At 74.6% G+C, this 24,595-nt stretch carries 23 protein-coding genes; 13 read left to right on the plus strand and 10 right to left on the minus strand.

Features of this window, described 5'->3' with window-relative positions; genetic code table 11:
• The first annotated feature begins 81 nt into the window (after positions 1 to 81).
• The 3 genes from zapE to D7231_RS14335 all read left to right on the plus strand — a co-directional run bounded on the left by zapE (position 82) and on the right by D7231_RS14335 (position 2,634).
• Positions 82 to 1,152 carry a cell division protein ZapE gene (gene zapE, locus D7231_RS14325; protein ID WP_241999729.1) on the plus strand — a complete coding sequence of 357 codons (1,071 nt, stop codon included), beginning with the start codon at positions 82 to 84 and terminating at the stop codon, positions 1,150 to 1,152.
• A gap of 222 nt (positions 1,153 to 1,374) precedes the next feature.
• Positions 1,375 to 1,671 carry a hypothetical protein gene (locus tag D7231_RS14330; RefSeq protein ID WP_120755800.1) on the plus strand — a complete coding sequence of 99 codons (297 nt, stop codon included), beginning with the start codon at positions 1,375 to 1,377 and terminating at the stop codon, positions 1,669 to 1,671.
• A gap of 63 nt (positions 1,672 to 1,734) precedes the next feature.
• A complete protein-coding gene (locus tag D7231_RS14335; protein ID WP_416385366.1) occupies positions 1,735 to 2,634 on the plus strand; it encodes a polysaccharide deacetylase family protein in 900 nt (299 codons plus the stop codon).
• Between the two features lie 37 nt (positions 2,635 to 2,671).
• Here D7231_RS14335 and D7231_RS37020 read toward each other — a convergent pair whose 3' ends face one another.
• Genes D7231_RS37020 through D7231_RS37490 form a run of 3 tightly spaced genes read right to left on the minus strand, consistent with a single transcriptional unit; the run spans position 2,672 to position 4,355 of the window.
• The gene (locus D7231_RS37020; RefSeq protein WP_189383256.1) at positions 2,672 to 2,812 is read right to left on the minus strand and encodes a hypothetical protein; all 141 of its coding nucleotides are present in this window, start codon (positions 2,810 to 2,812) and stop codon (positions 2,672 to 2,674) included.
• 14 nt (positions 2,813 to 2,826) lie between these two features.
• A complete protein-coding gene (locus D7231_RS37485; RefSeq protein WP_194960317.1) occupies positions 2,827 to 3,495 on the minus strand; it encodes an ABC transporter in 669 nt (222 codons plus the stop codon).
• Positions 3,492 to 4,355 carry an ATP-binding cassette domain-containing protein gene (locus D7231_RS37490; protein ID WP_241999709.1) on the minus strand — a complete coding sequence of 288 codons (864 nt, stop codon included), beginning with the start codon at positions 4,353 to 4,355 and terminating at the stop codon, positions 3,492 to 3,494. The genes D7231_RS37485 and D7231_RS37490 overlap by 4 nt, the downstream gene beginning before the upstream one ends.
• Positions 4,356 to 4,402: 47 nt before the next feature.
• Between D7231_RS37490 and D7231_RS14345 the strand changes: the two genes are divergently transcribed.
• On the plus strand, positions 4,403 to 5,110 hold the full coding sequence (locus D7231_RS14345) for a peptidyl-tRNA hydrolase (RefSeq protein ID WP_241999710.1): 708 nt from the start codon (positions 4,403 to 4,405) through the stop codon (positions 5,108 to 5,110).
• 66 nt (positions 5,111 to 5,176) lie between these two features.
• Positions 5,177 to 6,463, plus strand: a complete 1,287-nt coding sequence (locus tag D7231_RS14350; RefSeq protein ID WP_228774378.1) for a polysaccharide deacetylase family protein — start codon at positions 5,177 to 5,179, stop codon at positions 6,461 to 6,463.
• 47 nt (positions 6,464 to 6,510) lie between these two features.
• On the opposite strand, the gene D7231_RS14355 is transcribed toward D7231_RS14350, so the two are convergent.
• Positions 6,511 to 8,451 carry a transglycosylase domain-containing protein gene (locus D7231_RS14355; RefSeq protein WP_120756041.1) on the minus strand — a complete coding sequence of 647 codons (1,941 nt, stop codon included), beginning with the start codon at positions 8,449 to 8,451 and terminating at the stop codon, positions 6,511 to 6,513.
• A 283-nt stretch (positions 8,452 to 8,734) separates the two neighbouring features.
• Here D7231_RS14355 and D7231_RS14360 point away from each other — a divergent pair, with 283 nt between their 5' ends.
• Complete coding sequence (locus D7231_RS14360; RefSeq protein WP_120755803.1) at positions 8,735 to 9,142, plus strand: BlaI/MecI/CopY family transcriptional regulator; 408 nt, start codon at positions 8,735 to 8,737, stop codon at positions 9,140 to 9,142.
• A 22-nt stretch (positions 9,143 to 9,164) separates the two neighbouring features.
• On the opposite strand, the gene D7231_RS14365 is transcribed toward D7231_RS14360, so the two are convergent.
• The 4 genes from D7231_RS14365 to D7231_RS14380 form a co-directional block, all read right to left on the minus strand.
• Positions 9,165 to 10,979 carry a phospholipase C gene (locus tag D7231_RS14365; RefSeq protein ID WP_120755804.1) on the minus strand — a complete coding sequence of 605 codons (1,815 nt, stop codon included), beginning with the start codon at positions 10,977 to 10,979 and terminating at the stop codon, positions 9,165 to 9,167.
• An 18-nt stretch (positions 10,980 to 10,997) separates the two neighbouring features.
• Positions 10,998 to 12,203 carry an iron uptake transporter deferrochelatase/peroxidase subunit gene (efeB, locus tag D7231_RS14370; RefSeq protein WP_120755805.1) on the minus strand — a complete coding sequence of 402 codons (1,206 nt, stop codon included), beginning with the start codon at positions 12,201 to 12,203 and terminating at the stop codon, positions 10,998 to 11,000.
• A complete protein-coding gene (locus tag D7231_RS14375) occupies positions 12,200 to 13,396 on the minus strand; it encodes a peptidase M75 family protein (protein ID WP_120755806.1) in 1,197 nt (398 codons plus the stop codon). Before D7231_RS14375 ends, efeB begins: the two co-directional genes overlap by 4 nt.
• A gap of 535 nt (positions 13,397 to 13,931) precedes the next feature.
• Positions 13,932 to 14,654, minus strand: a complete 723-nt coding sequence (locus D7231_RS14380; protein ID WP_120755807.1) for an NERD domain-containing protein — start codon at positions 14,652 to 14,654, stop codon at positions 13,932 to 13,934.
• 287 nt (positions 14,655 to 14,941) lie between these two features.
• On the opposite strand from D7231_RS14380, the gene D7231_RS14385 reads away from it, so the two are divergent.
• The gene (locus D7231_RS14385; RefSeq protein WP_120755808.1) at positions 14,942 to 16,540 is read left to right on the plus strand and encodes an alpha/beta hydrolase; all 1,599 of its coding nucleotides are present in this window, start codon (positions 14,942 to 14,944) and stop codon (positions 16,538 to 16,540) included.
• A 51-nt stretch (positions 16,541 to 16,591) separates the two neighbouring features.
• Here the strand turns inward: D7231_RS14385 and hemQ are convergent, their stop codons facing one another.
• Both hemQ and hemG read right to left on the minus strand, forming a co-directional pair.
• Positions 16,592 to 17,308 (minus strand): hydrogen peroxide-dependent heme synthase, encoded by a 717-nt coding sequence (gene hemQ, locus D7231_RS14390; RefSeq protein WP_120755809.1) that lies wholly within the window; start codon positions 17,306 to 17,308, stop codon positions 16,592 to 16,594.
• 5 nt (positions 17,309 to 17,313) lie between these two features.
• Positions 17,314 to 18,774: a protoporphyrinogen oxidase gene (gene hemG / locus D7231_RS14395; protein WP_120755810.1), complete on the minus strand. Its 1,461-nt coding sequence runs from the start codon at positions 18,772 to 18,774 to the stop codon at positions 17,314 to 17,316.
• A gap of 207 nt (positions 18,775 to 18,981) precedes the next feature.
• Here hemG and D7231_RS14400 point away from each other — a divergent pair, with 207 nt between their 5' ends.
• From D7231_RS14400 to D7231_RS14425, 6 genes are all read left to right on the plus strand, one after another.
• On the plus strand, positions 18,982 to 20,175 hold the full coding sequence (locus tag D7231_RS14400) for a thiolase family protein (protein WP_120755811.1): 1,194 nt from the start codon (positions 18,982 to 18,984) through the stop codon (positions 20,173 to 20,175).
• Positions 20,176 to 20,294: 119 nt separating this feature from the next.
• Positions 20,295 to 21,485 carry a 4-hydroxybenzoate 3-monooxygenase gene (locus D7231_RS14405; RefSeq protein WP_120755812.1) on the plus strand — a complete coding sequence of 397 codons (1,191 nt, stop codon included), beginning with the start codon at positions 20,295 to 20,297 and terminating at the stop codon, positions 21,483 to 21,485.
• A 54-nt stretch (positions 21,486 to 21,539) separates the two neighbouring features.
• On the plus strand, positions 21,540 to 22,286 hold the full coding sequence (gene pcaH, locus D7231_RS14410; protein WP_120755813.1) for a protocatechuate 3,4-dioxygenase subunit beta: 747 nt from the start codon (positions 21,540 to 21,542) through the stop codon (positions 22,284 to 22,286).
• Positions 22,286 to 22,828 (plus strand): protocatechuate 3,4-dioxygenase subunit alpha, encoded by a 543-nt coding sequence (pcaG, locus tag D7231_RS14415; RefSeq protein ID WP_199739360.1) that lies wholly within the window; start codon positions 22,286 to 22,288, stop codon positions 22,826 to 22,828. Before pcaH ends, pcaG begins: the two co-directional genes overlap by 1 nt.
• Positions 22,829 to 22,869: 41 nt before the next feature.
• Positions 22,870 to 24,246, plus strand: a complete 1,377-nt coding sequence (locus D7231_RS14420) for an FAD-dependent oxidoreductase (protein ID WP_120755814.1) — start codon at positions 22,870 to 22,872, stop codon at positions 24,244 to 24,246.
• A gap of 169 nt (positions 24,247 to 24,415) precedes the next feature.
• Positions 24,416 to 24,544, plus strand: coding sequence for a lasso RiPP family leader peptide-containing protein (locus D7231_RS14425; protein ID WP_120755815.1), 129 nt, complete (start codon positions 24,416 to 24,418; stop codon positions 24,542 to 24,544).
• The last annotated feature ends 51 nt before the right edge of the window (positions 24,545 to 24,595 follow it).

A 24,595-nucleotide genomic window follows, 5' to 3' on the forward strand; every position in this document is an offset into this window, starting at 1 on the left:
GCTGTGTCACCCACCACCGCCTCCGCTTCCGGCGCAGCCGCCTCTCCGGCCCCGTCGGCCCCTGCCGACCCTTCGGGCCCGATATCCGGCGCCGGTACCGGCTCCCCGATAGCGCTGACCTCCCGCGCCCCGCATGTGCCGGCCGACCGCCTGGTCGCCGAGATGGTGCCGCCGCCCCGCTTCGGCACGGTCCGCTTCGACAACTACATACCGGCGGCCGACCAGCCCAGCCAGGCCGAGGCCGTCCAGGTGCTCAGCGGCTTCGCGGCGGGCCTCGGCGGCGCGAGCGCCGCCGGCGGGGGCCGCAAGCGCTGGTTCCGGCGCGAGGCGAAGCCGGCCGCGGCCGCCGGCCCGCGCGGCGTCTACCTCGACGGCGGGTTCGGCGTCGGCAAGACGCACCTGCTGGCCTCCTTGTGGCACGCCACCCCGGCCGCCCCGGAGCTGAAGGCGTTCGGCACCTTCGTGGAGCTGACCAACCTCGTCGGCGCCCTGGGCTTCCAGCAGGCCGTCAAGACCCTCAGCGGCCACCGCCTCCTGTGCATCGACGAGTTCGAGCTCGACGACCCGGGCGACACCGTCCTCGTCTCCTCCCTGCTGGGCAAGCTGGTGGAGGCGGGCGTCGCGCTCGCCGCGACCTCCAACACGCTGCCGGGCAAGCTCGGCGAGGGCCGGTTCGCCGCGGCGGACTTCCTGCGCGAGATACAGGGGCTGTCGGCCCACTTCCGCCCCCTGCGCATCGACGGCGAGGACTACCGCCACCGCGGCCTGCCGCAGGCGCCCGCCCCGTACGACGACGCGACCGTCACCCGTACGGCTGAATCCACCGAGGGCGCCTCTCTCGACGCCTTCCCCGCGCTGCTGGAGCACCTCTCCAGGGTCCACCCCAGCCGCTACGGCGCGATGTGCGACTCCGTGCGGGCCGTGTGCCTGACGGGCGTGGAGCCGGTGCCGGACCAGTCCACGGCGCTGCGGCTGGTCGTCCTCGCCGACCGGCTGTACGACCGCGAGATACCGGTCCTGGCCTCCGGGCGGCCGTTCGACGAGCTGTTCAGCGCGGAGATGCTGGCCGGCGGCTACCGCAAGAAGTACTTCCGGGCGATATCCCGGCTCACCGCGCTCGCGCGCGACGCGAAGCGGCTGGCCGAGGCGTAACCCACGGGCTGCGGGCGGTCCGGCGCCGCCGGACCGGTGCCGTCCGCCCGGCACGCTCCGCAAGCGGTGAGCCCGCCCCCCGCGCGCCCTCGCGCCAGCGCCTACGGCCCCCCGCCCAACGCGCCCGCGAGCCGCCCCCGCGGGGCTCCCCCGCGGCGGCCCGGGGCGGGAGGGTGGGGACGGGTCCGGCACCGGGCTCTCCGCCACCGCCAGGAGCACACCATGGCCATCATCGTCACCTTCGACGTCCCCGACGGGGGACAGGACCTCTACGAGGCCGTCGTCAGCCGCGTCACCGACGGGCAGGGCTTCACCCGTCTCGCCGACATTCCCAGCGCCGGGCTCATCGCCCACATCGCCGGCCCGCTGGAGGGCGGCGGGTGGCGGGTGACGGACGTGTGGGAGTCCACCGAGGCGCTGGAGAACTGGGCCAAGACCCTCGGCCCCGTCCTCGCCGACCTCGGCCACGCCGACCTGCGGCCCGCCATCACCCCGGCGCACAACGTCGTCGTCGCCTGACGGCGGCGGCGGGCGCGAGGGCGCGCCGGGTCAGGGCTCCGGGGCAGGGCATACAGTGCCGTGGTGACCCCCCTCCCCACGCCTCGTCGCCGGCACGCCCTCGCGCCCGCCCTCGCCGCGCTGCTGTGCCTGCCCCTCGCCGCGTGCGGCGGCGGCTCCGGCGCGGCCGAGCGCCCCAAGAGCGCGCCGTCCGGGGCCTCTTCACCGGCTGGGACGCCGCCGGCGCGGAGCGGGCCGGACCCCTCCGTCCGGCCCCTGGCCGCGCCCACACTGCCCCCGGGCCCGGGCGGGGCCGCCCCCGTCTTCTCGCACGGCAGGCGCGACGGCGCCAAGCGCGTCGCGCTCACCTTCGACGCCGATATGACGGCGGATCAGGACAAGCGGGCCGCGCGCGGCGAGCGGTTCGACAACCCGCAGCTGATCGCGACGCTGCGGCGGCTGAAGGCGCCCGCCACCGTCTTCATGACGGGCAAGTGGGCCGAGCAGTACCCGGACCAGGCCAGGTCCATCGGCCGCGACCCGCTCTTCGAGGTCGCCAACCACTCCTACTCCCACCACGCGTTCTCCACGCCCTGCTACGGCCTCCCGGCCGTGGCGCCCGGCTCCGCGCGGCAGGACGTGCAGCGGGCCTCCGCCGCGTTCGAGAAGGCCGGTGTGGAGCGCACCGTGCCGTACTTCCGCTTCCCCGGCGGGTGTTACGACGACGCGGTCCTGCGCGAGATCGGGCCCGCGAAGGTCACGGCCGTGCAGTGGGACGTGGTCAGCGGCGACGCGTTCGCCAAGAAGTCCGGGCCGGTCGCCGACCAGGTCCTGGCACAGGTCAAGCCCGGCTCGGTCGTGGTCATGCACTGCACGCACAGCGCGGCACCGGCCACCGAGGAGGCGATCCGGCGCATCGTGCCGGAGCTGCGGGCCCGCGGCTACGAACTCGTCCGCGTCTCCGACCTCATCGCCGGCGGCTGACCGCGGGGCTGACCACCGGCCGGAGCGGGCCGTGCGCTCAGCCTGAGCAGGCGGTGCGCTGCGCCTCCTGCCATTCGCACACGGGGCACAGCGTGATGCCGGGGCGGTCGGCGGGGTACTCGGTGGGCTTCGCGCACTGCACGCAGTCCGCGAACGCCTCGTCGTTGCGGTCGCTCATGCCCCCATCCTCGCCTACGTCCGCCGGGAGGCGAGCGCGCAGGCCACCGCGACGGCTCCGGCCGCCAGGGCGCCCGCGGCGGCGAGCGGCAGCAGCGGTACGTGCACGACGCCCGTACGGGACCCGGTGACCAGGCCGGTCACGGCGGCGTTCGCGGGCGACGCCCCGGCGAACAGCACGACGACCGTGGCGATCAGTGCCGACGGCACGCCCCACGCGGTGCTGCGCAGCAGCGGCCGGTTGCACAGCGCCCCGATCGCCGCCCCGATCAGCGCGCAGGCCGCCGCGGACACCAGCCCGGCGGCCGTCGCGGGCCCCAGGGGGACGACGGCGTGCCGGCCGGTGGCGTGCGGGTCGCCGGCGGCCGCGGCGATCCCGCTGCCGGCGAGGGCCAGCAGCAGCGCCGCGCCCAGGGCGACGGCGATCGCGGCGAGGTGCACGCGCCACGGCCCGGCAGCGGCGGCGGTGCAGTCGCGCGCGGCGGGCGGCTCGTTGGTGACGCAGACCCGGACCAGCCAGGCGGTGACGGGCAGCAGCGTGGCCGCCGCCCATCCGGCGCAGTCCAGGACCGGCTGGCCGCCCTGCACGCCGACGGCCATGGAGCCGGCGTAGAGGAGCAGGGGCGGCAGCCAGCGGTGCGAGCGCAGGAGGAGGGCGGCCTGGTAGCGGAGCAGGGCGGTCACGGGTGCGGGGCCTCCTTCACGGAGCGGATGTGCCACGGGGGTCGGGCGGCGAGGAGGGCGCGGAGGGTGTCGTCCGTCTGTGACCCGGCCACGGTCAGCCTGACGGCGCCGTCGCCGAGTGACTCCGCCGCACCGGGGAGGCCGCGGGGGAGCTCGGCTCCGGCGGCCGGGCCTTCGGCGACGATGTGCACCGTGGCGTTCCGCGCTGAACGCGTGGTGTCCTCAAACGCCGGACGGGCCGAGTGACTGCCGGAACCGGCCGAGTCGTTGCGGCCCCCGAGTTTCATCACCCCGTACGCCTCCCCCGCCAGCCGCCCCGGGTCGTGGTCGACGAAGACCACCCGCGCCCCGGCCGCCACCCGTTCCCGTACCGCGTCGTCGAGGATGCCGCGCGACGTGCGGTCGAGTCCGGTCCACGCCTCGTCCAGGACGAGGAGCCCGGGCGTGCCCATGAGCCCTTGGGCGACGGCGACCTTCTGGCTGGTGCCCTTGGACAGTTCGGACAGCGGCGTGCCGGCGTACGCGGCGGCGCCGAACCGCTCCAGCCACTCCAGCGCACCGCGGGACGCGGCCGCGCGGCTGAGGCCGTGGATGCGGCCGAGGCGCGTGAGGTAGGCGCCCGCCGTCATCGGCAGCGCGGCGGGGAAGCGTTCGGGGACGTACGCGGTGCGCGGGCGTCCGGTGATCCGGCCGGCGCTCGGGGCGTCGATGCCCGCGAGCAGCCGCAGCAGCGTGGACTTGCCGCTGCCGTTGGCGCCCTCGACCCGTAACAGGCTGCCCCCGGGAAGGTCGAGGTCCAGGTCGCGCAGGATCCACGGCCCGCCGAGCCCGTAGCGGCGGCCCACCCCCGTGAGTCTCATCCGGGCAGCTTAAGGGGCGCTGCCGGGCGGCTGGCAGACTGGGGGCCGTGACCAGCCCTGACGCACCCCAGTTCGTCCTGCCCCTCGTCGTACGGATCGAGAAGGACGCCCCGCCCGCCCGGACCGACGCCCTGGAGACCGCGGCGCGCGCCGTGCTGACCCTGCTGTCGGACGAGCGGGCCGGTGCCGGGACCGGGGAGGGCGGCGAGGACGGCGAGTGGGCGCAGGCCGTACGGGACTGGCAGGACTCGCGGATCCGCAAGGTGGTGCGCAGGGCGCGCGGCGCGGAGTGGCGCAAGGCGTCGGCGCTGCCGGGCATCACGGTGACCGGGGAGCGGGCGGAGGTGCGCGTCTTCCCGCCGGTCCCGCTGGACGGCTGGCCCAAGGAGCTCGTGAAGCTGCAAGTGTCGGGGACGGACCTGGACGACCCCAAGGCTCCGGCGGAGCCGGACCCCGCGCTGCCGGTGCTGTGGATGAGCCCGGAGCTTCAGATGTCGGCGGGCAAGGCGATGGCGCAGGCCGGACACGGTGCCCAGCTGGCGTGGTGGGGGCTGGACGACGACGCCCGCGCGGCCTGGCGCAAGGCCGGTTTCGCGCTGGCGGTGCGGACGGCGGACCCGGCGCACTGGCCGGAACTCGCGGCGAGCGGCCTGCCGGTGGTGCGGGACGCGGGCTTCACGGAGATCGCACCGGGCTCGTGCACGGTCGTGGCCGACCACCCCGCCCTCCGTAACAGAAGCGTCCAGAGGGGCTGAAGGGACTCACAGGGAGACCTGTGATACTGGCGGAGAACATCTGTTTTGGCGCCAGGGGGTAAGAAGTTGTCGAAAAGGACCGTGCGCGGCGCGACGGCTCTCGTCACCGCGGGCGCCGTCGCCGCGCTCGCGCTGGGCCTGACCGCCTGCGACGCCGATGAGAAGGACGGGAAGAAGGACGGCGGCAAGAGCTCCGCGTCGGCCTCCTCCCCGGGCTCCGCGCAGAGCCCGGCCGGCGGTGAGGACGACGCCGGGGACGGGAAGAAGCCCGAGGAGAAGTGGGACGGCAAGGTCAAGGTGCTCGGGGACGGTTCGACGTCCTACACGGGCCCGCAGCCGAACCAGCCCAAGCCGGAGAAGCTCAAGCCGGGCGAGAAGCCGCCGCAGTTCGTCGTCTTCTCCTGGGACGGCGCGCTGGAGGGCGACGACCACCAGTTCTCGCACTTCCGCCAGGTGGCGAAAGAGAACAACGCGAAGATGACCTTCTTCCTCACCAGCATGTATCTGCTGCCGAAGTCGAAGGCGTCGATGTACAAGCCGCCGCAGCACAAGCCGGGCGACGCGGCGATATCCTTCGCGACCGACCCGCACATCAAGGACACCCTGGTGCAGCTGCGCGGCGCGTGGCTGGACGGCAACGAGATCGGCACGCACTTCAACGGCCACTTCTGCGGGGGCAAGGGCGGCGGCGACTGGAGCGTCGCCGAGTGGAAGAGCGAGATCGAGCAGTCGTATTCCTTCGTCGAGAACTGGAAGACGAACACCGGCCTGACGAGCCTTCCGCCGCTGCCCTTCGACTTCAAGAAGGAGCTGGTGGGCGGCCGCGCCCCGTGCCTGGAGGGGCAGAAGAACATGCTGGGGGCGGCGCAGCAGTTCGGCTGGCGCTACGACGCGAGCTCGCCCGGCGACTTCCAGATCTGGCCGTCGAAGATCAACAACATCTGGAACTTCCCGCTTCAGCTGCTGCCGTACCCCAAGAGCGAGAAGCAGGTCCTGTCGATGGACTTCAACTTCCTCTACAACCAGTCCGGCGACAACACCAAGGGCGACCCGGCCAAGTACGCGGAGTGGCGGAAGCTGACCCGGGACGGCTACCTCAACGGCTTCGAGCGCGTCTACAACGGCAGCCGGGCGCCGATGTTCGTCGGCAACCACTTCGAGGACTGGAACGGCGGCATCTACATGAAGGCCGTCGAGGACGTCGTGAAGTCGGTCTGCAAGCGGGACGGGGTGCGCTGCGTGTCCTTCAAGCAGCTCGCCGACTGGCTGGACGCCCAGGACCCGAAGGTCCTGGCGAAGCTCCGCGGCCTGGACCCGGCGCAGTCCCCGGACTGGGCCACGCTCGTCAAGTAGACCGGGCATCCGGGCGGGCCGGGGGTGCTCCCCTGCCCGCCCCCCTTTTACTTCTGCTGCACGCCGGCCATGTACTTCGTCCAGATGTCGATCGGGTACGTGCTGCCGGTCGCGTCCTTCGGGGCGCCGCCCAGGCCGTCCAGCGGGAGCAGCTCCTGCGTCTTGGGGTCGATGCGGGAGAGCGAGACGGCGGTCGAGACCTTGCCGCGGTAGCCGGCGAACCACGCGGACTTGTTGCCCTGCCCCGTGCCGGTCTTGCCGGCCACGTCGCCGGCCGCCTTGGCGGTGGCCGCCGTGCCGCGCCGGACCGCCTCCCGCAGGGCGTCGTCCACGGCGGTCGCGACGGTCTGCGGCAGGGTCCGCTCGGCCTTGGGCTTCTCGACGGGCACCTCGTTGCCGTTGCGGCTGAGCCGGTCCACGGAGTACGGCTCGCTGTGCAGGCCCTTGGCGGCGAAGGTGCCGTAGGCGCCGGCCATGCGGATGGCGCTGGGGGTCGCGGTGCCCAGGGAGAAGGCGGGCAGCTTCGTGCCGAGGCTGCTCTCCAGCAGGCCCGCGTCGACGGCGGCCTTGCCCACCCGGTCCAGGCCCACGTCCATGCCGAGCTGCATCACCGGGGTGTTCACGGACTGCGCGACGGCCTCCTTGAGGGTCACCTTCCCCCAGGACTTGCCGCCGTCGTTCACCGCCTTGACGATCTTCCCGGAGCGGTCCCAGTACGGGCCCTCGGGGGTGCGCAGGCTCACCTTGTTGTCGCCGTCGTAGACGGTGGACGGGGAGACGGGCGTACGGGGCTTGCCGCGCTCCAGCTGCACGCCGTCGCGCAGGGCGGCCGCGTAGACGAACGGCGCGAAGGCGGTGCCCGCCGGGACGACGGAGGAGTTCGCGTCGTTGAACCCCTGCTTGAGGTAGCCGGGGCCGCCGTAGAGGGCGACGATGCGGCCGTCGGTGGTGACCGATGCCGCGCCGACGCGCACGTCCTTGTCGGCGTCGCGCTTCTCGGGGTCGAGCCGGCCCTTCACCTCGTCGGCGGCCTTCGTCAGCGCCGCCACGGACGGCTTCTCGAAGGTCGTGCGGATCTGGTAGCCGCCCAGGTCGAAGTCCTTCTCGGTGACGGGCGTGTGGGCGCTCACGTACGCCCGCGCCGTCTCCACCAGATAGCCCGTCTGCCCGGTCAGGCCGGCCGGCTTGGGCGGGGCCTTGGGCTCCGGGAAGGTGGTGTAGCGGGCCCGCTCCTCCTTCGGCAGCTTGCCGGTGGCGACCATCCGGTCCAGGATCCACTTCCAGCGCTCCACCGCCCGCTCGTGGTTCTTCGGGCCCATCGCCGGGTCGTAGAGGGCCGCGCCCTTGAGCAGCGAGGCCAGGAAGGCGCCCTCGCTGGCGTTGAGCTGCGAGACGTCCTTGCCGTAGTAGGCGTGGGAGGCGCGCTGGATGCCGTACGTGCCGCGGCCGAACCAGCTGGTGTTGAGGTAGCCCTCCAGGATGTCGTCCTTGCTCATCCGGTTGTCCAGCTTGATCGCGATGAACATCTCGGTGAGCTTGCGCGTGAAGGTCTGCTCCTGGTTGAGGTAGGCGTTCTTCACGTACTGCTGGGTGATCGTGGAGCCGCCCTGGGTGCTGCCGCCGGTGATCATCTTGGAGACGGCGCGGACCATGCCGCTCGGGGAGACGCCGCTGTCGGAGTAGAACGTCTCGTTCTCGGCGGCGAGGGCGGCCCAGCGCACCTTCTCGGGGACCTTGTCCAGGTCGGTGTCCTGCCGGTTGACCTCGCCGGTGCGGGCCATCTCCGTGCCGTCGGCCCAGTAGTAGACGTTGTCCTGCTGGGTCGCGAAGGCGTTGAGGTCGGCGGGTATGTCCGTGCGCGCGTACATGATCGCCACGAGTACGGCGACGGCGCCCACGACGGAGGAGCAGAGTCCGAGGACCTGGCGCCAGGACGGTATCCAGCGGCGCCAGCCCGGGCGGCCCGGGCGCGGGTACACGGGGCGCAGGCGGTTCAGCCGGGCCGCCCGGGCGAGCCGGCTCAGGCCGGTGAGCCGGCCTTTGCGGGGGGCGGCGCGTCTACGGCGGGCAGGGCCGGAGGACCGGCGGCCGGCCGGAGCGGATGGTTTCCGGGCATGCGTGGCACGCGCCCCTCTTCGTCGCCCTTTTCGTCGTTCGAACACCGCTCGACCCTATGGGGTGCGCACCCATAGCGTAATGTCTTACTTCCTTGTAAAAGCATTAAATCTTGGGTCATACCCCGCGAAACAAGCGAAGGACCGCCGGAACGCCATGGAAACAGCCACACCGCCCGTCGTGGTGCGCCTCCCCCGCCGCCGCGCGAACGGGGCGCTGGAGGGTGAGGTCCTCGCCGCGCTGCAGCGGGCGGAGGGGCCGCTGACCCCGCGCGAGGTGCAGGCGCGGCTGTCCGGCGAGCTCACGTACAGCACGGTGGTGACGATCCTCTCCCGGCTCCTCAGCAAGGAGGTCCTCACCCGGACCCCGCGGGGGCGCGCCTACGCGTACGCACCGGTCACGGACGAGGCGGGGCTGGCGGCGCGCCGCATGTGCCGCATCCTCGACGGCGTCCCGGACCGCGAGGTGGTCCTCGCCCGCTTCGCCTCGGAGCTCCCCCCGGAGGACGCCCTCCTCCTCCGGGCGGTCCTGACGGACGGCATCGTCATCCCGGCACCGAGGTAGGGGACCCGGCCCCGGGGCCGGGTCAGGCCGTGCGTCGTGCGCGGCGGCGCAGCAGCAGCGCCGCCGCCCCGCAGGTCGCCGCGCTGCTCGCCGCCAGGGCGACCGGGTCGACGGGGTCGTCGTCCGGGGCGTCGCCGTCGACGATCTCCGTCATCACCGGATCGACCCTGCGGATGCTGCCGACCGACCGCACGGAGCCGTCCGCGTTCAGCAGGACCCGCTTCCCGTTCGGGTGGGCGAAGTCGAACATGCCCAGCAGCGAGCCCGCGCGCGTGTCGAACGACGAACCACCGACCGGGTCGGTGTCCCAGTTCCACTCGATGAACTTCAGGACGGACGTCTGCTCGGTCGGCGTGTGGTCGATCGCGTTGACCTTGCTGTAGGGCGAGATCACGAGCAGCGGCTGCCGCGGCCCCGGCCCGCACCGCCCCCCGTGCCCGCCGGCCGCCGCGGGCGCCGCCCGGCAGGCGGGCCCGTCCAGGGGCTTGCCGTGCGGGCCCTTGCCTCCGAGCCGGGAGCCGTTGCGCGGCGCCGCGTAGGCGTGGTCGTACCAGCCGTCGGAGTCGTCGTAGGCGACGACGACCGCGGTGTCCTTCCACTGCGGCGCGCTCTGGATCTTGTTGATCCACTCCACGAGGAACCGCTGTTCGTCGAGGGGCCCGGAGTAGCCCGCGTGCCCGTCCCGCGCGGCGGGGGCCTTGAGGAAGCTGACGGCGGGCAGCCGCCCCGCGCGCAGGGCGGCGTCGAAGTCGGTCAGGTCGTACTGGTGGTTCGCCCGCCCGGCGTGGCCGATCTCGGCGACGGAGCGCGGCGGGAGGTGGTGCGGGTTGGCCGTGGAGCGGTAGTACTGGAACGGCTCGTGGTGCGGGCTGTAGTCGATCACGCGCGCGCCGCCGGCGTTGGTGTGCGTGCGGCCGGAGCACCGCGCGTGGTGGCCGGGCCTGCCGTCCCAGGGGGTGCTGGGGCGGAAGCCGCCCTGGAACCAGCCCCAGGAGACGTCTTCGTCGGTGAGCACGTCCCCGATGGTGCGGCCGGTCATCTCGGCGAGGGGGCTGTGCCCGCTGCCGTCCTTGTTCGAGCAGTCGTCGTAGGCGGGCTCGGGGTCGGCGAGGACCGTGCCGACGCCGTCGGCGTCCGGCGCGGTCACGACGCGCGGGTCCGGCTCGGCGGTCCGCTCGGGCCGCTCCGTGCCGGAGGCGGGGTCGGTGGAGACGACGCCGTGGGTCTGCCCGGAGACGAGGTTGATCGCTCCGGGCGTGGACGGCCCGTACGTGGTGCTGAAGGAGCGGTCGTTCAGGGCGTAGTGCTGCGCGTAGTTCCACAGGGCGGTGACGGTGTTGCCGTCGTAGTAGTCCATGACGAGGCCGGGCTCGCCGAAGAGACGGCCCGAGCACTTCCCGGAGTCGGTGTTCTGCACGTAGCGGTCGGCCTTCCCGCCGTTGGCGGCGTACTGCTCCGGGCCGTAGGAGTGGTTCTGGTCGCAGGTGAGGGCCTGCCGGGCGGACAGCCGGCGCGGCGGGTACTGGTTGGGGTTGCGTTGCAGGAGCCCGGCCGTGCGCAGGTTGTCGACCTTGGCGGGGGTGTCGCGGGCGGGGGTGAAGCGCGTGCCGTCGGTGTTCGCGGCGCGCGGGTACGTGGCGAAGTAGTGGTCGAAGGAGACGTTCTCGTCGAAGACGACGACGAGGTGCTCGACCGGTGACTCGGTCGCGCTCCAGTCGCCGGGGAGCGGGGAGCGGGCCGCGGCGGGGGACGCGCCGAGGACGGCGGTGGTGGCGAAGGCGGCGGCGAGGGCGGCGCCTCTTCTTGTACGAGTACGGGTACGGGTACGGGTGCTCATGCGTGGTGGTCCTCCGGTTCAGGCCAGCAGGGCGCGGCCGTACCAGTCGGCGCGGTCCCGCACACCGGGCAGGGCGAAGAAGTACCCGCCGCCGAACGGGGTGACGTAGTCGGTCAGCGGCTCTCCGGCGAGTCGTTTCTGCACGGCGGTGAACTGGCGCACGGGGTCGCGCTGGTAGCAGCAGAAGAGCAGCCCCTGGTCGAGGGTGCCGTTGCTGTCGGTGCCGCGGTCGTAGCTGTACGAGCGGCGCAGCAGCCGGTGCGCCTCGCTGCCGGGGGTGCGGGGGTGGGCCAGGCGGATGTGGCTGTCGAGGGGGGTCACCTCGCCCGTGGGGTCGTGGGCGTAGCGGGGCGCGTCGTTCTCGTGGGCGCCGTCGAGGGGCGCGCCGGTGTCGCGGCTGCGGCCGATGACGCGCTCCTGCTCGGAGAGCGGGATGCGGTCCCAGAACTCGGTCAGCATGCGGATGAGCCGGACGACCTGGTAGCTGCCGCCGGCGGCCCACGGCGGCTCGCCGGAGTCCGGTCCGGTCCACACGAGGCGGTCCATGAGGCGGGCGTCGCGGGGGTCGGGGCCGGAGGTGCCGTCCTTGAAGCCGAACAGGTTGCGGGGGGCGCCCGTGGGGCGGGGCGGGGCGGTGTGGCCGTTGATGCGCCAGCGGATCTGGAGCGCGCCGCGGGTGTGGCGGGTGAGGTCGCGCAGGGCGTGCAGCACGGTGTCGGGGCTGTCGGCGCACAGCTGGACGGCGAGGTCGCCGTGGCACCAGGCGGGGTCGGGGTCGTCGTCGGGGAAGACGGGCATGGGGCGCAGCAGGCGCGGGGCGCGGCCGGCGAGTCCGTAGCGGCCGTCGAAGAGGGAGGCGCCGGCGGAGAGGGTGACGGCGAGTCCGCCGTCGGCGGGGAGGTCCGGGCCGAGGAGGCCGGAGTCGGGGGGCGGGGCGGTGATGCCGGTGGGGTCGGGGGTGCCGCCGGTGGTCAGGAGGCGGGCGCGGTCGGTGAGGGTGCGCAGGAGGTCGGCGAGTTCGCGCCGGTCGGCGGCGGTGACGTCGAAGGAGGTGAAGGCGGTGGCGCGGGCGGGCGGGGTGAGGACGGCGGCCTGGTGGGGGCCGTGGAAGCGGGGGGCGGCCGGGGGGCGGGGGGCGGTGGCGGCGGCCGGTGCCGCGAGGGCGCCGGCGGCGCCCGCGGCGAGTGCGCCGCGCAGGAGGCCGCGGCGGGGGACGGGCCTCACGGCGTCCTCCGTACGTCGCAGAGCGCGGCGACGGACGCGAGGCGCTCGGTGAGGTCGCCGACGGCGGCGTCGATGCGGGCCCGTTCCGTACGGCTGAGGCGGGCCAGGGGCGTCCAGCCGCCGTGGTGGGCGTGCGCATGGGCGTCGAGGGCGCGGGCGAGGCCGCCGAGGCGGCGGTCGAGGGCCGGGAGGCCCGGGTAGCGGGTGCGGAGGAAGGGGCGGAGGCGGTCCAGGACGGCGCGGGTCGCGTCGACGTGGGCGCGGGCGGTGGCGAGGCCGGAGCCGCTGCCGTAGTCGGTGCGGCCGGTCAGCTCGGCGCGCAGGGTGTCCTCCAGGATTTCGTGCGCGCGGCGGCCGAGGTCGGCGGGGTCCATCCGGGTGCCGGCCCAGGCCGTGCGCAGGGCGCGCACGTCGCGGGCGAGGCGGTCGGTGGCGGGGACGAGGCCGGCGGGGCGCTCGTGGTGCCAGAGGCCGTGCTCGACGCGGTGGAAGCCGGTGAAGCCCGGGTCGCGCAGGCCGCGGGGCAGGCCGGCGGTGGTGCGGTCGACGGCTTCGCCCGCGTCGCCGAAGGCGTCGTAGGCGGCGCCGAGGCGGGCGTAGGCGAGGTGGGCGGCGAGCCAGCGGGTGCGGGCGGCTCGGAGGTCGCCGGTGCGGACGGCCGCGCGCAGGGCGTCCGTCGCCGCGGCGAGGCGGGTCATGCGGGTGGTCACCCAGTGCTGGTAGTCCAGGGTGGGCGGGATGAGGTCGTGCGCGGTGAGGGGGACGGCGGCGGGGACGGCGCCGGCAGCCGTGCGGCCCCGGATGCGGACGGCGGGGCCGGTGACGGGGTCGGCGTCCTCGCCGAAGCACACGAACGCGTACGTGCCGGCGCCGAGCCGCGCCCTCATCGTCCGGACGGCCCCGGGCGCGATCCCTTCGGCCTCGCCGAACACGGCTCCCGTACGGGGGTCGGTGAGCTGGACCTCGGCGGCGGTGCCGGAGGTGTTGTGCAGGGTGAACGTGTGCGTACCGGGGCGGGGGTGCGGGCCCCAGCCGTGGCCGCAGCGGTGCGGCGACGTGTCGACGCGGTCGGCGGGGGCGGAGTGGGGGGCGGGGGGCTCCGCCGCCGCGCACCCGGCGAGGGCGAACACGGCACCGCCGACGGCCGCGGCGGCAACGACGTGCGTCGAGCGAACGCCCGGACTACGCCTCATCGACCGCCTCCTCCGTCCCGCCCACCCGGCACCGCCGGGCACCACCACGGTGGTTACGCGCCGCCGCGGCGGCTGGTTGTTGCGCGGCAACAGCGGGCGCTCGGCCCGGCGCAGCGATCGAGAGCACCCGCACCTCTCAACCGCCGCAACGGCGCGCAACCGACAACCACCATCCCGGCGGTGCCGAACCGGCCGAGCCCGCCGAGCCCGCCGGGCACCGCCGGACACCGCCGCGGTGGTTGCGCGCCGCCGCGGCGGAAGGATGTTGCCACCGCGGCAGCGGATACGGCCGCTGGGCCGTATCCGTCACCCACCCGCACAAAAGCAAACGCGGCCGAGTTACAGGGCGGCAGCCGCGCGAGAGCGCGTCCGGCGGTGGGGCGCCCCGGAGGGAACCCCTCATCCCCGAGCGTCCGCCGGACACGACGTACCGCACCGCAGCCACCCCGCGGTCCTCGACCGCATGATCAAGGCTAGGGGCGGATCGCCGCCCTAGTCGGGAAATACGCCCATACGTCACCCGTTTGACACGCCGTCACGCCCACAACCACACCCGCCGGTTCCGCGCGACCGTATGGACGCGCCGGGAGCGGTCGGGGTGCAGGACCCCGCCGAACGCGCCCAGCCCCGGCACGTCCCGCTCCTCCAGCACCCGGACGTCGTCCAGCTCCGGCGAGACGTCCACGCTCCGCGCACCCACGAGCACCAGCACCGGCCGCACCTGCACCAGGAACCCGCAGCCGCGCGAGAGGACGAGCGACGCCCGGGCCGCGTCGTGCCGGGCCTCGCGGACATACGGCTGCGGATGCCGCTCGCGGTCCGTCCGCACCTCCGACACCCCGGCCCGCACCCGCGCCCTGGCCGCCGGCCTGGAGGCGATGCCGAAGACCCCGCCGGGCCCGATCAGCAGGTGGGAGACGATCGCGTCCCCCGGAAGGACGATGGAGTGCACCACGTCCCAGCCGCCGCTTGCGAGCCCTTCGAGCGCCGCGCCGACGCACTGCTCCGCGGCCAGCGCCCGGCGCCACGCGTCCTCCACGGGCCGCCGCCCGAGCAGCCGGGCGAGCGCGAGGCGCGCGCGGCCGGACGGCCCGGCCGCGCCGGAGCCGTCGAGCCGGGCGCGGAGCGTCTCGCCGGGCCGGTTGGGCGCGAGGTCGTCGTCGGGCGGCAGGAACAGCCGCTCGGGGTCGAACTCCTTGCCGTTCGCGCTCCTCTTGCCGTCCGGCCGCTCCCGCACGCAGACCACCCCCTCCGCCATACTGCCGCAGAAGCGCGGGAACCAACCCGTCCGGCGGACCGTTCCCCTGACAGAGGCCCCGCGACATCCCCCCGATCGCGGGGTCTCGTCCATTCCCGCCCCGGCGCGCGCCCTTGGCCCGTCCGGGCGCACCCCCTGGTCCGTCCGGCCGCGCCCCCTTGGCCCGTCCGGCCGTATCCGGCCTCATCCGGCCCCATCGCGGCGACACCCGCCCCCGGTGCTTTACATCGCCAAACACCCCACCAATCATCCCTTTTGTCACATTAAATGCCGGGAAGGGATGGTCAGTGAGAGCACTCACCTTGTACGGAGCCCTGGGATCGCTGGTCCTCACCACGCTCGCCGTCGTCCCGGCCGACGCCATCGCCCCGGACCGCACCCACGCGCCCGGCGGCTACGCCGAAGCGCTCGGCGCGGAGGAAGCCGCCGAGGAAGCCGCCTCGGAGGGCATCCGCTTCGGCGCGTGCCCCGAGGCGGAGGGCCTGCCCGAGCCCTTCGAGTGCGGCACCGTCTCCGTCCCGCTGGACTACGCCCACCCCCACGGCAAGCACATCAGCCTCACCGTCAGCCGCGGCCGCGCCACCGGCCCGGACTCCGGCCGGCAGGGCGCGCTCGTCTACAACCCCGGCGGGCCGGGCGGCTCCGGCATGTTCTTCCCGCTGCTCGCCGCCATCCCCCAGTGGCAGAACCTGGCGAAGGCGTACGACTTCGTCGGCTACGCGCCCCGCGGCGTCGGCCGCTCCGCGCCCCTGTCGTGCGTGTCCCCCGCGAGCTTCGTGAAGGGACCCACCGAGGCGCCGGAGCACCCCACCCGCGCGTACAAGCGCAAGAAGGTCGCCGAGGCGCGCGCCTACGCGGAGAGCTGCGCGCGCCGCGGCGGCTCCGGCCTCCAGCACTTCACCAGCCTCAACAACGCCCGCGACCTGGACGTCCTGCGCGCCGCGCTCGGCGAGCGGCGGCTCACGTACATGGGGGCGTCCTACGGCACGTACTTCGGCGCGCTCTACGCCACCATGTTCCCGGGGCACGTGCGCCGCATGGTCTTCGACAGCGTGGTCGACCCCGACCCCAAGAAGATCTGGTACGGCAGCAACCTCAGCCAGTCCGCGGCGTTCGAGACCCGCTGGAGCGACTGGCGGCGCTGGGTCGCCCGGCACGACGCCGTCTACCACCTGGGGCGCACCGCGAAGCAGGTGCACGCCTCCTACGAGCGGGCGAGCCGCCGGCTGGCCCGCAAGCCCGCCGGCAAGGTCGGCCCCGGGGAGCTCCAGGCCGCGTTCCTCCAGGTCGGCTACACCGACAGCTACTGGGCGCGCAGCGCGAGCGCCCTCGCCACGTACCTGCGCGGGGACGCGAAGTCGCTGCGCGCCATCGCCGAGCCGGACGTGAACGGCGCGGTGGCCAGTGAGAACTCCAACGCCGTCTACACGGCCGTCGAGTGCAACGACGTGCGCTGGCCGCGCTCCTGGAAGAAGTGGGACCGCGACAACACGCGGCTCGCGCGGCGGGCGCCGTTCGAGACGTGGCAGAACGCGTGGATGAACCTGCCGTGCGCCTTCTGGAAGGCGCCGTCGCAGCGGCCGCTCGACGTCCGCGCCGCGCGCGGCGCGCTCCCGCCGACGCTGCTGCTGGCGGCGGAACGGGACGCGGCCACGCCCTACTCCGGCGCCCTGGAGCTGCGGCGGCGGCTGGCCGGCTCGGCCCTGGTGACCGAGCGGGGCTCGGGCACGCACGGCATCGGCGGCGGCCCGAACCACTGCGTCAACCGCCACCTGGAGAACTACCTGCTGACGGGCGCGGTCCCGGCCCGCGACGCGGCGTGCGCTCCGCGCCGGGAACCGACGGCAAGAGCGGGCAAGGACCCGGCCCGCCTGCCGGCCGCCTAGCGGCCTCCGGCCCGGCGGCACACCGCCGGGCCGCACGCCCCCGGTGCGGGGCTACGCCAGCCCCGCCACCAGCTCCGCGACCGCCTTGCGGCGGCCCGTGTAGAACGGGACTTCCTCGCGGACGTGCATGCGGGCCTCGGACGCGCGGAGGTGGCGCATGAGGTCGACGATGCGGTACAGGTCGTTCGCCTCGAAGGCGAGGATCCACTCGTAGTCGCCCAGGGAGAACGAGGCGACCGTGTTCGCCCGGACGTCCGGGTAGCCGCGGGCCATCTTGCCGTGGTCGGCGAGCATGCGGCGGCGGTCCTCGTCGGGCAGCAGGTACCAGTCGTAGGAGCGGACGAAGGGGTAGACGCTGACGTAGTCACGCGGGGTCTCGTCGGCGAGGAACGCCGGGATGTGCGACTTGTTGAACTCGGCGGGGCGGTGCAGCGCCATGTTGGACCACACCGGCTCCAGCGCACGGCCGAGCTTCGTGCGGCGGAAGAGGTTGTACGCGTCCTGGAGGGCGTCCGAGGTCTCGGAGTGCCACCAGATCATGACGTCGGCGTCGGCGCGCAGCCCGGAGAGGTCGTACGTGCCGCGCACGGTGACGTCCTTCTGCGCGAGCTGCGCGAACAGCTCCTCGACCTCGTCGGCCCAGCCGGCCCGGTCCTGCGGCAGGACGTCGCGGAGCTTGAACACCGACCAGAGGGTGTAGCGGATGACCTCGTTGAGGTCCTTGGCCTTCTTGCCGGCGTTCGGGATCTTCTGCGCGTCGTCAGTCATGGTTCCTATTCTCCCCTGCGGTCCCCGGCGCCCTCGGCCAGGGTGGCGAGTACGGCGAGTACGGCGTCGGCCGCCCGGTGGGCGCTGGAGACGCAGGCGGGGATGCCCACGCCGTCGTAGACGGCGCCGCACACGGCCAGGCCGGGCACGCGGCCGACGGCCTCGCGGATGCGGGCGACGCGGTCCAGGTGCCCCACGGGGTACTGCGGCAGGCCGCCGTCCCAGCGGGTGACGCGCGTCTCGACGGGGGCGGCCGCGAGGCCCACCGCGTCGCCGAGGTCCTTGAGCGAGGCCGACACCAGCTCGGCGTCCTCGCGCTGCAAGAAAGCCTCGTCGCCGTACCGCCCGATCGAGGTCCGCAGGACGAACAGGCCGGGGTCGGCGTCGGCGTTCCAGCGCCACTTGTTGCTGCTGAAGGTGGAGGCCTTGATCGTCCGGCCGTCGACGGGCGGGACGAGGAAGCCGCTGCCGTGCAGCAGCCCCTCCGCGTCGGAGCGCCGGAAGGCCATGGTGACCAGGGCCATCGAGGCGTACTCGACGGCGGCGAGCCCGTCGGCGGCCGCGGGCGCGGCGCCGCGCAGGAGCCGTGCGGCCTCCGCGGCGGGCGCGGCGAGGACGACGGCGTCGGCGGTCAGGGTCCGCTCGCCCGCGCGGACGGTCCACCCCGCGCCGTCGCGGCGGAGCTCGTCCGCGCGGGTACGGGTGAGGATCTCGCCGCCGGCGGCCCGCACGGCGTCGGCGACCGCGAGCGGAAGCCGTCCGATGCCGCCTTCGATGCCCATGAAGACGGGGCCGGTCTGCTGCCGGGCGGCGGCGCGGGCCTGGAGGTCGCGGACGCCCTCGCCGAGGGAGCGGTGGGCGCGGGCGGCCTCGAAGAGCGGCGGGGCGGCGGCGCGCATGGAGATGCGGTAGGCGTCGCCCGCGTAGACGCCGCCGAGGAGCGGCTCGACCAGCCGGTCAACGACCTCGCGGCCCATGCGCTCGGCAATGTACGCGCCGATGGCGACGTCCTCGCCGGGGTCGGTGTGCGGCAGCTCGGCGTCCTGGGCGACGCGCGCGAGGCCGTCGGCGGACAGGATGCCGGAGGCGGCGAGCGGGGCGAGGTCGCCGGGGACGCCCATGGTGTGGCCGGTGGGCAGGGGGCGCAGCTCGCCGCGGGTCCAGAGCATGGCGGTCGCGGCGGGCGGCTGGAGGTGGTCGCCGAGTCCTGCGGCTCGGGCGAGCTCGACGGCTTCGGGGCGCCGGGCGAGCATCGACTCGGCGCCGAAGTCGACGGGCATGCCCGCGATCTCGCCCGCGTGGAGCTTGCCGCCGACGCGGTCGCTGCTCTCCAGGAGCGTGACGCGGACGCCCGCGCGCGCGAGCCGGAGGGCCGCGGCGAGGCCCGAGATCCCGCCGCCGATGACGACCGCACGAGGGGTGGAGGAGGCCGCCGCGGAGACGGCCGGGGAGTCCGCTGCACTCATGGGACCACTCTCTCAAACGGCCTCAAACGCCCTTCCGCCGCCCTCTGCGATCCGCCTCTCAGCCCTCCCGACCGACCGATCGGGCGGTTGCCCATTGACAGCGGCCGGAGGCAGCCCGAAGACTCGGCAGCGGCCGGCCAGGACAGCAGTTCAGGAACAGCAGTTCACACGGCGGCCCCGGTCGCGGGGCCCCGCGGGAGGAGTGCCATGAACGACCGCATCCGGGACGTCTACGTCGTCGACGCCGTGCGCACCCCGGTCGGCAAGTACGGCGGGGCGCTCGCCTCCGTGCGCCCCGACGACCTCGCCGCGCACGTCGTCCGCTCGGTCGTCGGCCGCAGCCCCGCCCTCGACCCGGCCCGGATCGACGACGTCGTCTTCGGCAACGCCAACGGCGCCGGCGAGGAGAACCGCAACGTGGGCCGGATGGCCGTGCTGCTGTCGGGGCTGCCGGTGACCGTGCCGGGCATGACGGTCAACCGGCTGTGCGCCTCGGGCCTGGAGGCCGTCGTCCACGCGTACCGGGCGATCGCCCTCGGCGACGCGTCGGTGGTCGTGGCGGGCGGCGTGGAGTCCATGACCCGCGCGCCCTACGTCCTGCCCAAGCCCGAGCGGGCCTTCCCCTCGGCCCACCAGGAGCTGTACTCGACCACGCTCGGCTGGCGGATGACCAACCCGGCGATGCCGGAGCGGTGGACGACGCCGCTGGGCGAGGGCGCCGAGCTGATCGCGGACAAGTACGGCATCACGCGCGAGCGGCAGGACGCCTACGCGCTGGCCAGCCACCGGAAGGCGGCGCGGGCGTGGGCGGAGGGCGCGTACGACGCCGAGGTCGTCCCGCTGCCGGGCGTGGAGCTGCCGCGGGACGAGACGATCCGCGACACCACCTCCCTGGAGGCCCTCGCCCGCCTGAAGCCGGCCTTCCGTAAGGCCGGGGGCACGGTCACGGCGGGCAACGCCTCGCCGCTCAACGACGGCGCGGCGGCGCTGCTGCTGTGCGATGAGGAAGGGCTGCGCGAGACGGGCCGCGAGCCGCTCGCGCGGATCCGGGCGTCCGCGGTCACCGGCACCGAGCCGGAGCTCTACGGGCTCGGGCCGGTGGAGGCCGTGCGGCGCGCCCTCGCCAAGGCCGGGCGCTCCTTTGCGGACGTGACATATTTTGAACTCAACGAGGCCTACGCGGCCCAGGTCCTGGGATGCTTCGAGGAGTGGCCGGACCTCGACACCGGGATCGTCAACCCCCGTGGCGGCGCGATCGCCATCGGCCACCCGCTGGGCTGCTCCGGAGCGCGCCTCGCGGGGTCGGTCGCCCACCAGCTCGCCGCGGCGGGCTCGGGCACGGGGCTGGCCGCACTGTGCATCGGCGTGGGGCAGGGACAGGCACTGGTCCTCGAACGCTGAGGGCCGCGGTCTTCGGACAGCCGGGGCCTCGGCCTTCGGGTGCTGAGGGCCGCCCGCCCGGAATCGCGCGCACGCCGAGGACGCGTACGGCGCTCGCTCTCCGGGGAGGTTGCCCGCACATGCGTACCACCGTCGGCATCATCGGGGCCGGCCCCGCCGGCCTGCTGCTCGCCCGGCTGCTGCACCGGGCGGGCGTGGACTGCGTCGTCCTGGAGGCCCGCGACCGCGCGTACGTCGAGCGGCGGCAGCGCGCCGGGATCCTGGAGCAGGGCTCGGTGGACGTCCTGCGGGCGTGCGGCGCGGGCGACCGCCTGGACCGCGAGGGGCTGACCCACCGCGGCTTCGAACTGCGCTTCGAGGGCGAGGCGCACCGCGTGGACCTGCCGTCCAGGACCGGCGGCCGCACCGTGACGATCTATCCGCAGACCGAGGTAGTCAAGGACCTGATCGCCCTTCAGCTGGCGGGCGGGCCGCCCCTGTTGTTCGACACGCGGGTGGTCGCCATTGAGAAGGCCGACGGCGAGCAGCCGCTCGTCCGCTTCGTCCGGGGAGGCCACGAGGGGCGGGGCGGCCAGGAGGGCACGCTGGAGTGCGAGTTCGTGGCGGGCTGCGACGGCTCGTACGGCGCTTCCCGGCGCGCCCTGCCCGCGGGCGCGGTGCGGATGCACGCGCGCACGTACCCGTACTCGTGGCTCGGCATCCTCGCGGACGTGCCGCCCTCCAGCGACGAGCTGCTGCTCGCCGGCCACGAGCGGGGCTTCGCGCTGCACAGCATGCGCTCCCCCGCCGTCTCCCGGCTCTACCTCCAGGTGCCCAACGGCACCGACCCCCGCGCCTGGCCGGACGACCGCATCTGGGACGAGCTGGACGTCCGGCTGGCCGCCGGGGACTGGCGGCTGCGGCGCGGCCCCGTCCTCGCCAAGTCGGTGAACGGCCTGCGCAGCCAGGTGATCGAGCCGATGCGGTACGGGCGGCTGCTGCTCGCCGGGGACGCGGCGCACATCGTGCCGCCGAGCGCCGCCAAGGGCCTCAACCTGGCTTTCGGGGACGTCGTCACCATGGCGCGGGCGTTCACGCACTGGCACCGCACCGGCTCGGCCGCGCTCCTCGACCGGTATTCGGACAACTGCCTGCGGCGCGTGTGGCAGGCGCAGTTCTTCTCGCACGAGCTGACGACGATGCTGCACGCGGCGCCGGGCGCCGACGCGTACGACCGCGCCATGCAGCTGACGTGGCTGCGCCGGGTCACGGGCCCCACGGCGGCCGCGGCGGAGCTGGCCGAGAACTACGCGGGGGCGCCGCTGGTCTGACCTGGCGGCAGGCCGGGCGGGATCACCGGTGGCCCCCCGGGGTAGATCAGGGCCATGGCCCTCTCTGAACCCGCACCTCATCCCGCGCAGGAACAGATACGCCCCGCAGCCGCCGGGGACAGCGCCTTCGCCGCCGCCGCGCGGGCCGTCGCCCTCCGCGCCCCGCTCAAGCCGGCCGTGCCCGTGCCCCTGCCCGCCGCGCCCGAGGCCGCCGAGCTGACCGGCCCCGTCTTCGGGACCGCCGACGTCGGGCCCCTCGACCACGACCTCACCCGGCAGCACCACGGCGAGCCGATCGGCGAGCGCATCGTCGTCGCCGGGCGGGTCACGGACCGCCGGGGCCGCCCCGTGCGCGGCCAGCTCGTGGAGCTGTGGCAGGCCAACGCCGCGGGCCGCTACGCCCACCCCCTCGACCGCCACCCCGCCCCGCTCGACCCCCACTTCACCGGCGCGGGCCGCTGCCTCACCGACGGCGACGGACGCTACCGCTTCGTCACCATCCGGCCCGGCGCCTATCCGCTGGGCAGCCCGGACGACGCCTGGCGCGCCTCCCACCTGCACTTCTCGCTCTTCGGCACGGCGTTCACGCAGCGGCTCGTGACGCAGATGTACTTCCCCGGCGACCCGCTCCTGCCGGCCGATCTGATCCGGAACGCCGTCAGCGACGCGGCGGCCCGCGCCCGGCTGGTCAGCGCCCTAGACCGCACGCTGGGCGAGCCGGGCCGCTCCCTCGGCTACCGGTGGGACATCGTCCTGGACGGCCCGTCCGCCACCTGGACCGAAACCGGAGGGGCCCGCTGATGCTGCTGCCGCCGACCCCGTCCCAGACCATCGGCCCGTACTACGGCACCGCCCTGCCCTTCCCGCGCGGCGGCGACGCGGCCCCGGCCGGGCACCCGGCCGCCGTGGCCCTGCACGGCCACGTCCGCGACGGGGAGGGCGCGCCCGTGCCCGACGCGCTCCTGGAGTTCTGGCAGGCCGCCCCGGACGGCTCGCTCACCGGCGCGCCGGGCAGCCTGCGCCGCGACGGGGAGACGTTCACCGGCTGGGCCCGCGTGCCCACCGACCGGGACGGGCACTACGTCCTGCGCACGCTGCTGCCGGGCGGCGCGCCGTACCTGGCCCTGTGCGTCCACGCCCGCGGGCTGAACCGGCACTTGTTCACCCGGGTGTACGTCACCGACCCGCCGCCCGGCGACGCCCTGCTGGCCGCGCTGCCGGCGGACCGGCGCGCCACGCTGCTGGCGCGGCCCGAGGCCGGGCGGCGGGACACGTACCGCTTCGATGTGAAGCTTCAGGGGGAAGGCGAGACGGTCTTCCTGGACTGGAGTGCCGGAGACTGAAGGAAACTCCACGAGGATGTCGGGACCGGGAGGAGCGGGGTATGGCCGCACAGCGGCTGGTGGTCGTCGGAGGCGACGCGGCGGGCATGTCCGCCGCGTCCCGGGCGCGCAGGCTCACGAAGCCGGACGAGCTGGAGATCGTCGCGTTCGAGCGCGGCGGTTTCACGTCGTACTCCGCGTGCGGCATCCCCTACTGGGCGGGCGGCGTGGTGGACGGCCCGGACGAGCTCGTCGCCCGGACGCCGGAGGAGCACCGCGCCCGCGGCATCGACGTGCGGATGCGCACCGAGGTGACCGGGCTCGACCTCGGCGGGCAGCACGTCCTCGTGCGCGACCTGGAGTCCGGGGAGGAGCGCCGGCACGGCTTCGACCACCTCGTCCTCGCGACGGGCGCCCGCCCCGTCCGGCCGCCCCTGGAGGGCATCGACGCCCCGGGCGTGCACGGGGTGCAGACCCTGGACGACGGCCGGGCGCTCGTCGACGCGCTGGACGGCGGCGCGGGGGACCGCAGGGCGGTGGTGGTCGGTGCGGGGTACATCGGCGTGGAGGCGGCGGAGGCGCTCGTCCGGCGCGGCTGGGCGGTGACGGTGATCGAGCGGTCCGCGCAGCCGATGGCGACCCTCGATCCCGACATGGGGGCGCTCGTGCGCGACGCCATGACCGGCATGGGCATCGAGGTGGTGACGGACACCGAGGTCACCGCCGTACGGACCGGCCCGGACGGGCGGGTCCGCGCCGTCGCCACGGCCGGCCGCGAACACCCCGCCGACGTGGTCGTCCTCGGCCTCGGCGTACGCCCCGAGACGGCGCTGGCCCGGGAGGCGGGCCTGCCGCTGGGCACGTCGGGCGGGCTGCTCACCGACCTGGCGATGCGGGTGCGCGGCCACGAGAACGTCTGGGCGGGCGGCGACTGCGTGGAGGTCCTCGACCTCGTCTCCGGCCGCACCCGCCACATCCCCCTCGGCACGCACGCCAACAAGCACGGCCAGGTCATCGGCACGAACGTGGGCGGCGGTTACGCGACGTTCCCCGGCGTGGTGGGCACGGCCGTCAGCAAGGTCTGCGACCTGGAGATCGCCCGGACCGGGCTGCTGGAGGCCCAGGCGCGGGCCGAAGGCCTGCGCTACGTGACCGCCACCATCGAGTCCACGAGCCGCGCCGGCTACTACCCCGGCGCGCGCCCGATGACGGTGAAGATGCTCGCCGAGCGCGGCACGGGGCGGCTGCTGGGCGTGCAGATCGTCGGGCGCGAGGGCGCGGCGAAGCGGGTGGACGTCGCGGCGGTGGCCCTCACGGCCCGCATGACGGTGGATCAGATGACGGCCCTGGACCTGGGATACGCCCCGCCGTTCTCACCCGTGTGGGACCCGGTGCTGGTGGCGGCCCGCAGGGCGGCGGCGGCCGTCAAGGGCGACTGAGGGGGCCTGAGAGGCCGGGAGGAGCCGTTGGGAGCGCAATTCGACACGCACGAAGGCCGGGAAAATTCACCCGATTGTGCGTAAGGCCGGACACTTGCGCATTCCGGAATTACGGCGCGATGCTGGCGACAGGCCCCAAAGGGAGGCCTGAACTCCGGTCAGGACCGAGGTGAACCCCGTGGACGAGAAGAAGACCTACGAATCGCCCGAGCTCATCGAGATCGGCACCTTCGAAGAGGACACGCAGGGCTGGTGGGGCCATTGGTGGGACGGCTTCAACGGCTGGCGTGACTGGTAACCGGTAACCGGTAACTGGTAACCGGTAAGGGCGGACAGCGGGATGTCCGGT

The sequence above is a fragment of the Streptomyces klenkii genome (assembly GCF_003626645.1).
GTDB lineage: Bacteria > Actinomycetota > Actinomycetes > Streptomycetales > Streptomycetaceae > Streptomyces > Streptomyces klenkii.

Coding starts and splice junctions, on each gene's coding strand:
- D7231_RS14330 (WP_120755800.1), top strand. CDS start 1,375: ATGGCCATCATCGTCACCTTCGACGTCCCCGACGGGGGACAGGACCTC.
- D7231_RS37020 (WP_189383256.1), bottom strand. CDS start 2,812: ATGAGCGACCGCAACGACGAGGCGTTCGCGGACTGCGTGCAGTGCGCG.
- D7231_RS37490 (WP_241999709.1), bottom strand. CDS start 4,355: ATGAGACTCACGGGGGTGGGCCGCCGCTACGGGCTCGGCGGGCCGTGG.
- D7231_RS14360 (WP_120755803.1), top strand. CDS start 8,735: ATGGAAACAGCCACACCGCCCGTCGTGGTGCGCCTCCCCCGCCGCCGC.
- D7231_RS14365 (WP_120755804.1), bottom strand. CDS start 10,979: ATGAGCACCCGTACCCGTACCCGTACTCGTACAAGAAGAGGCGCCGCC.
- D7231_RS14375 (WP_120755806.1), bottom strand. CDS start 13,396: ATGAGGCGTAGTCCGGGCGTTCGCTCGACGCACGTCGTTGCCGCCGCG.
- D7231_RS14380 (WP_120755807.1), bottom strand. CDS start 14,654: ATGGCGGAGGGGGTGGTCTGCGTGCGGGAGCGGCCGGACGGCAAGAGG.
- hemQ (WP_120755809.1), bottom strand. CDS start 17,308: ATGACTGACGACGCGCAGAAGATCCCGAACGCCGGCAAGAAGGCCAAG.
- hemG (WP_120755810.1), bottom strand. CDS start 18,774: ATGAGTGCAGCGGACTCCCCGGCCGTCTCCGCGGCGGCCTCCTCCACC.
- D7231_RS14400 (WP_120755811.1), top strand. CDS start 18,982: ATGAACGACCGCATCCGGGACGTCTACGTCGTCGACGCCGTGCGCACC.
- D7231_RS14405 (WP_120755812.1), top strand. CDS start 20,295: ATGCGTACCACCGTCGGCATCATCGGGGCCGGCCCCGCCGGCCTGCTG.
- pcaH (WP_120755813.1), top strand. CDS start 21,540: ATGGCCCTCTCTGAACCCGCACCTCATCCCGCGCAGGAACAGATACGC.
- pcaG (WP_199739360.1), top strand. CDS start 22,286: ATGCTGCTGCCGCCGACCCCGTCCCAGACCATCGGCCCGTACTACGGC.
- D7231_RS14420 (WP_120755814.1), top strand. CDS start 22,870: ATGGCCGCACAGCGGCTGGTGGTCGTCGGAGGCGACGCGGCGGGCATG.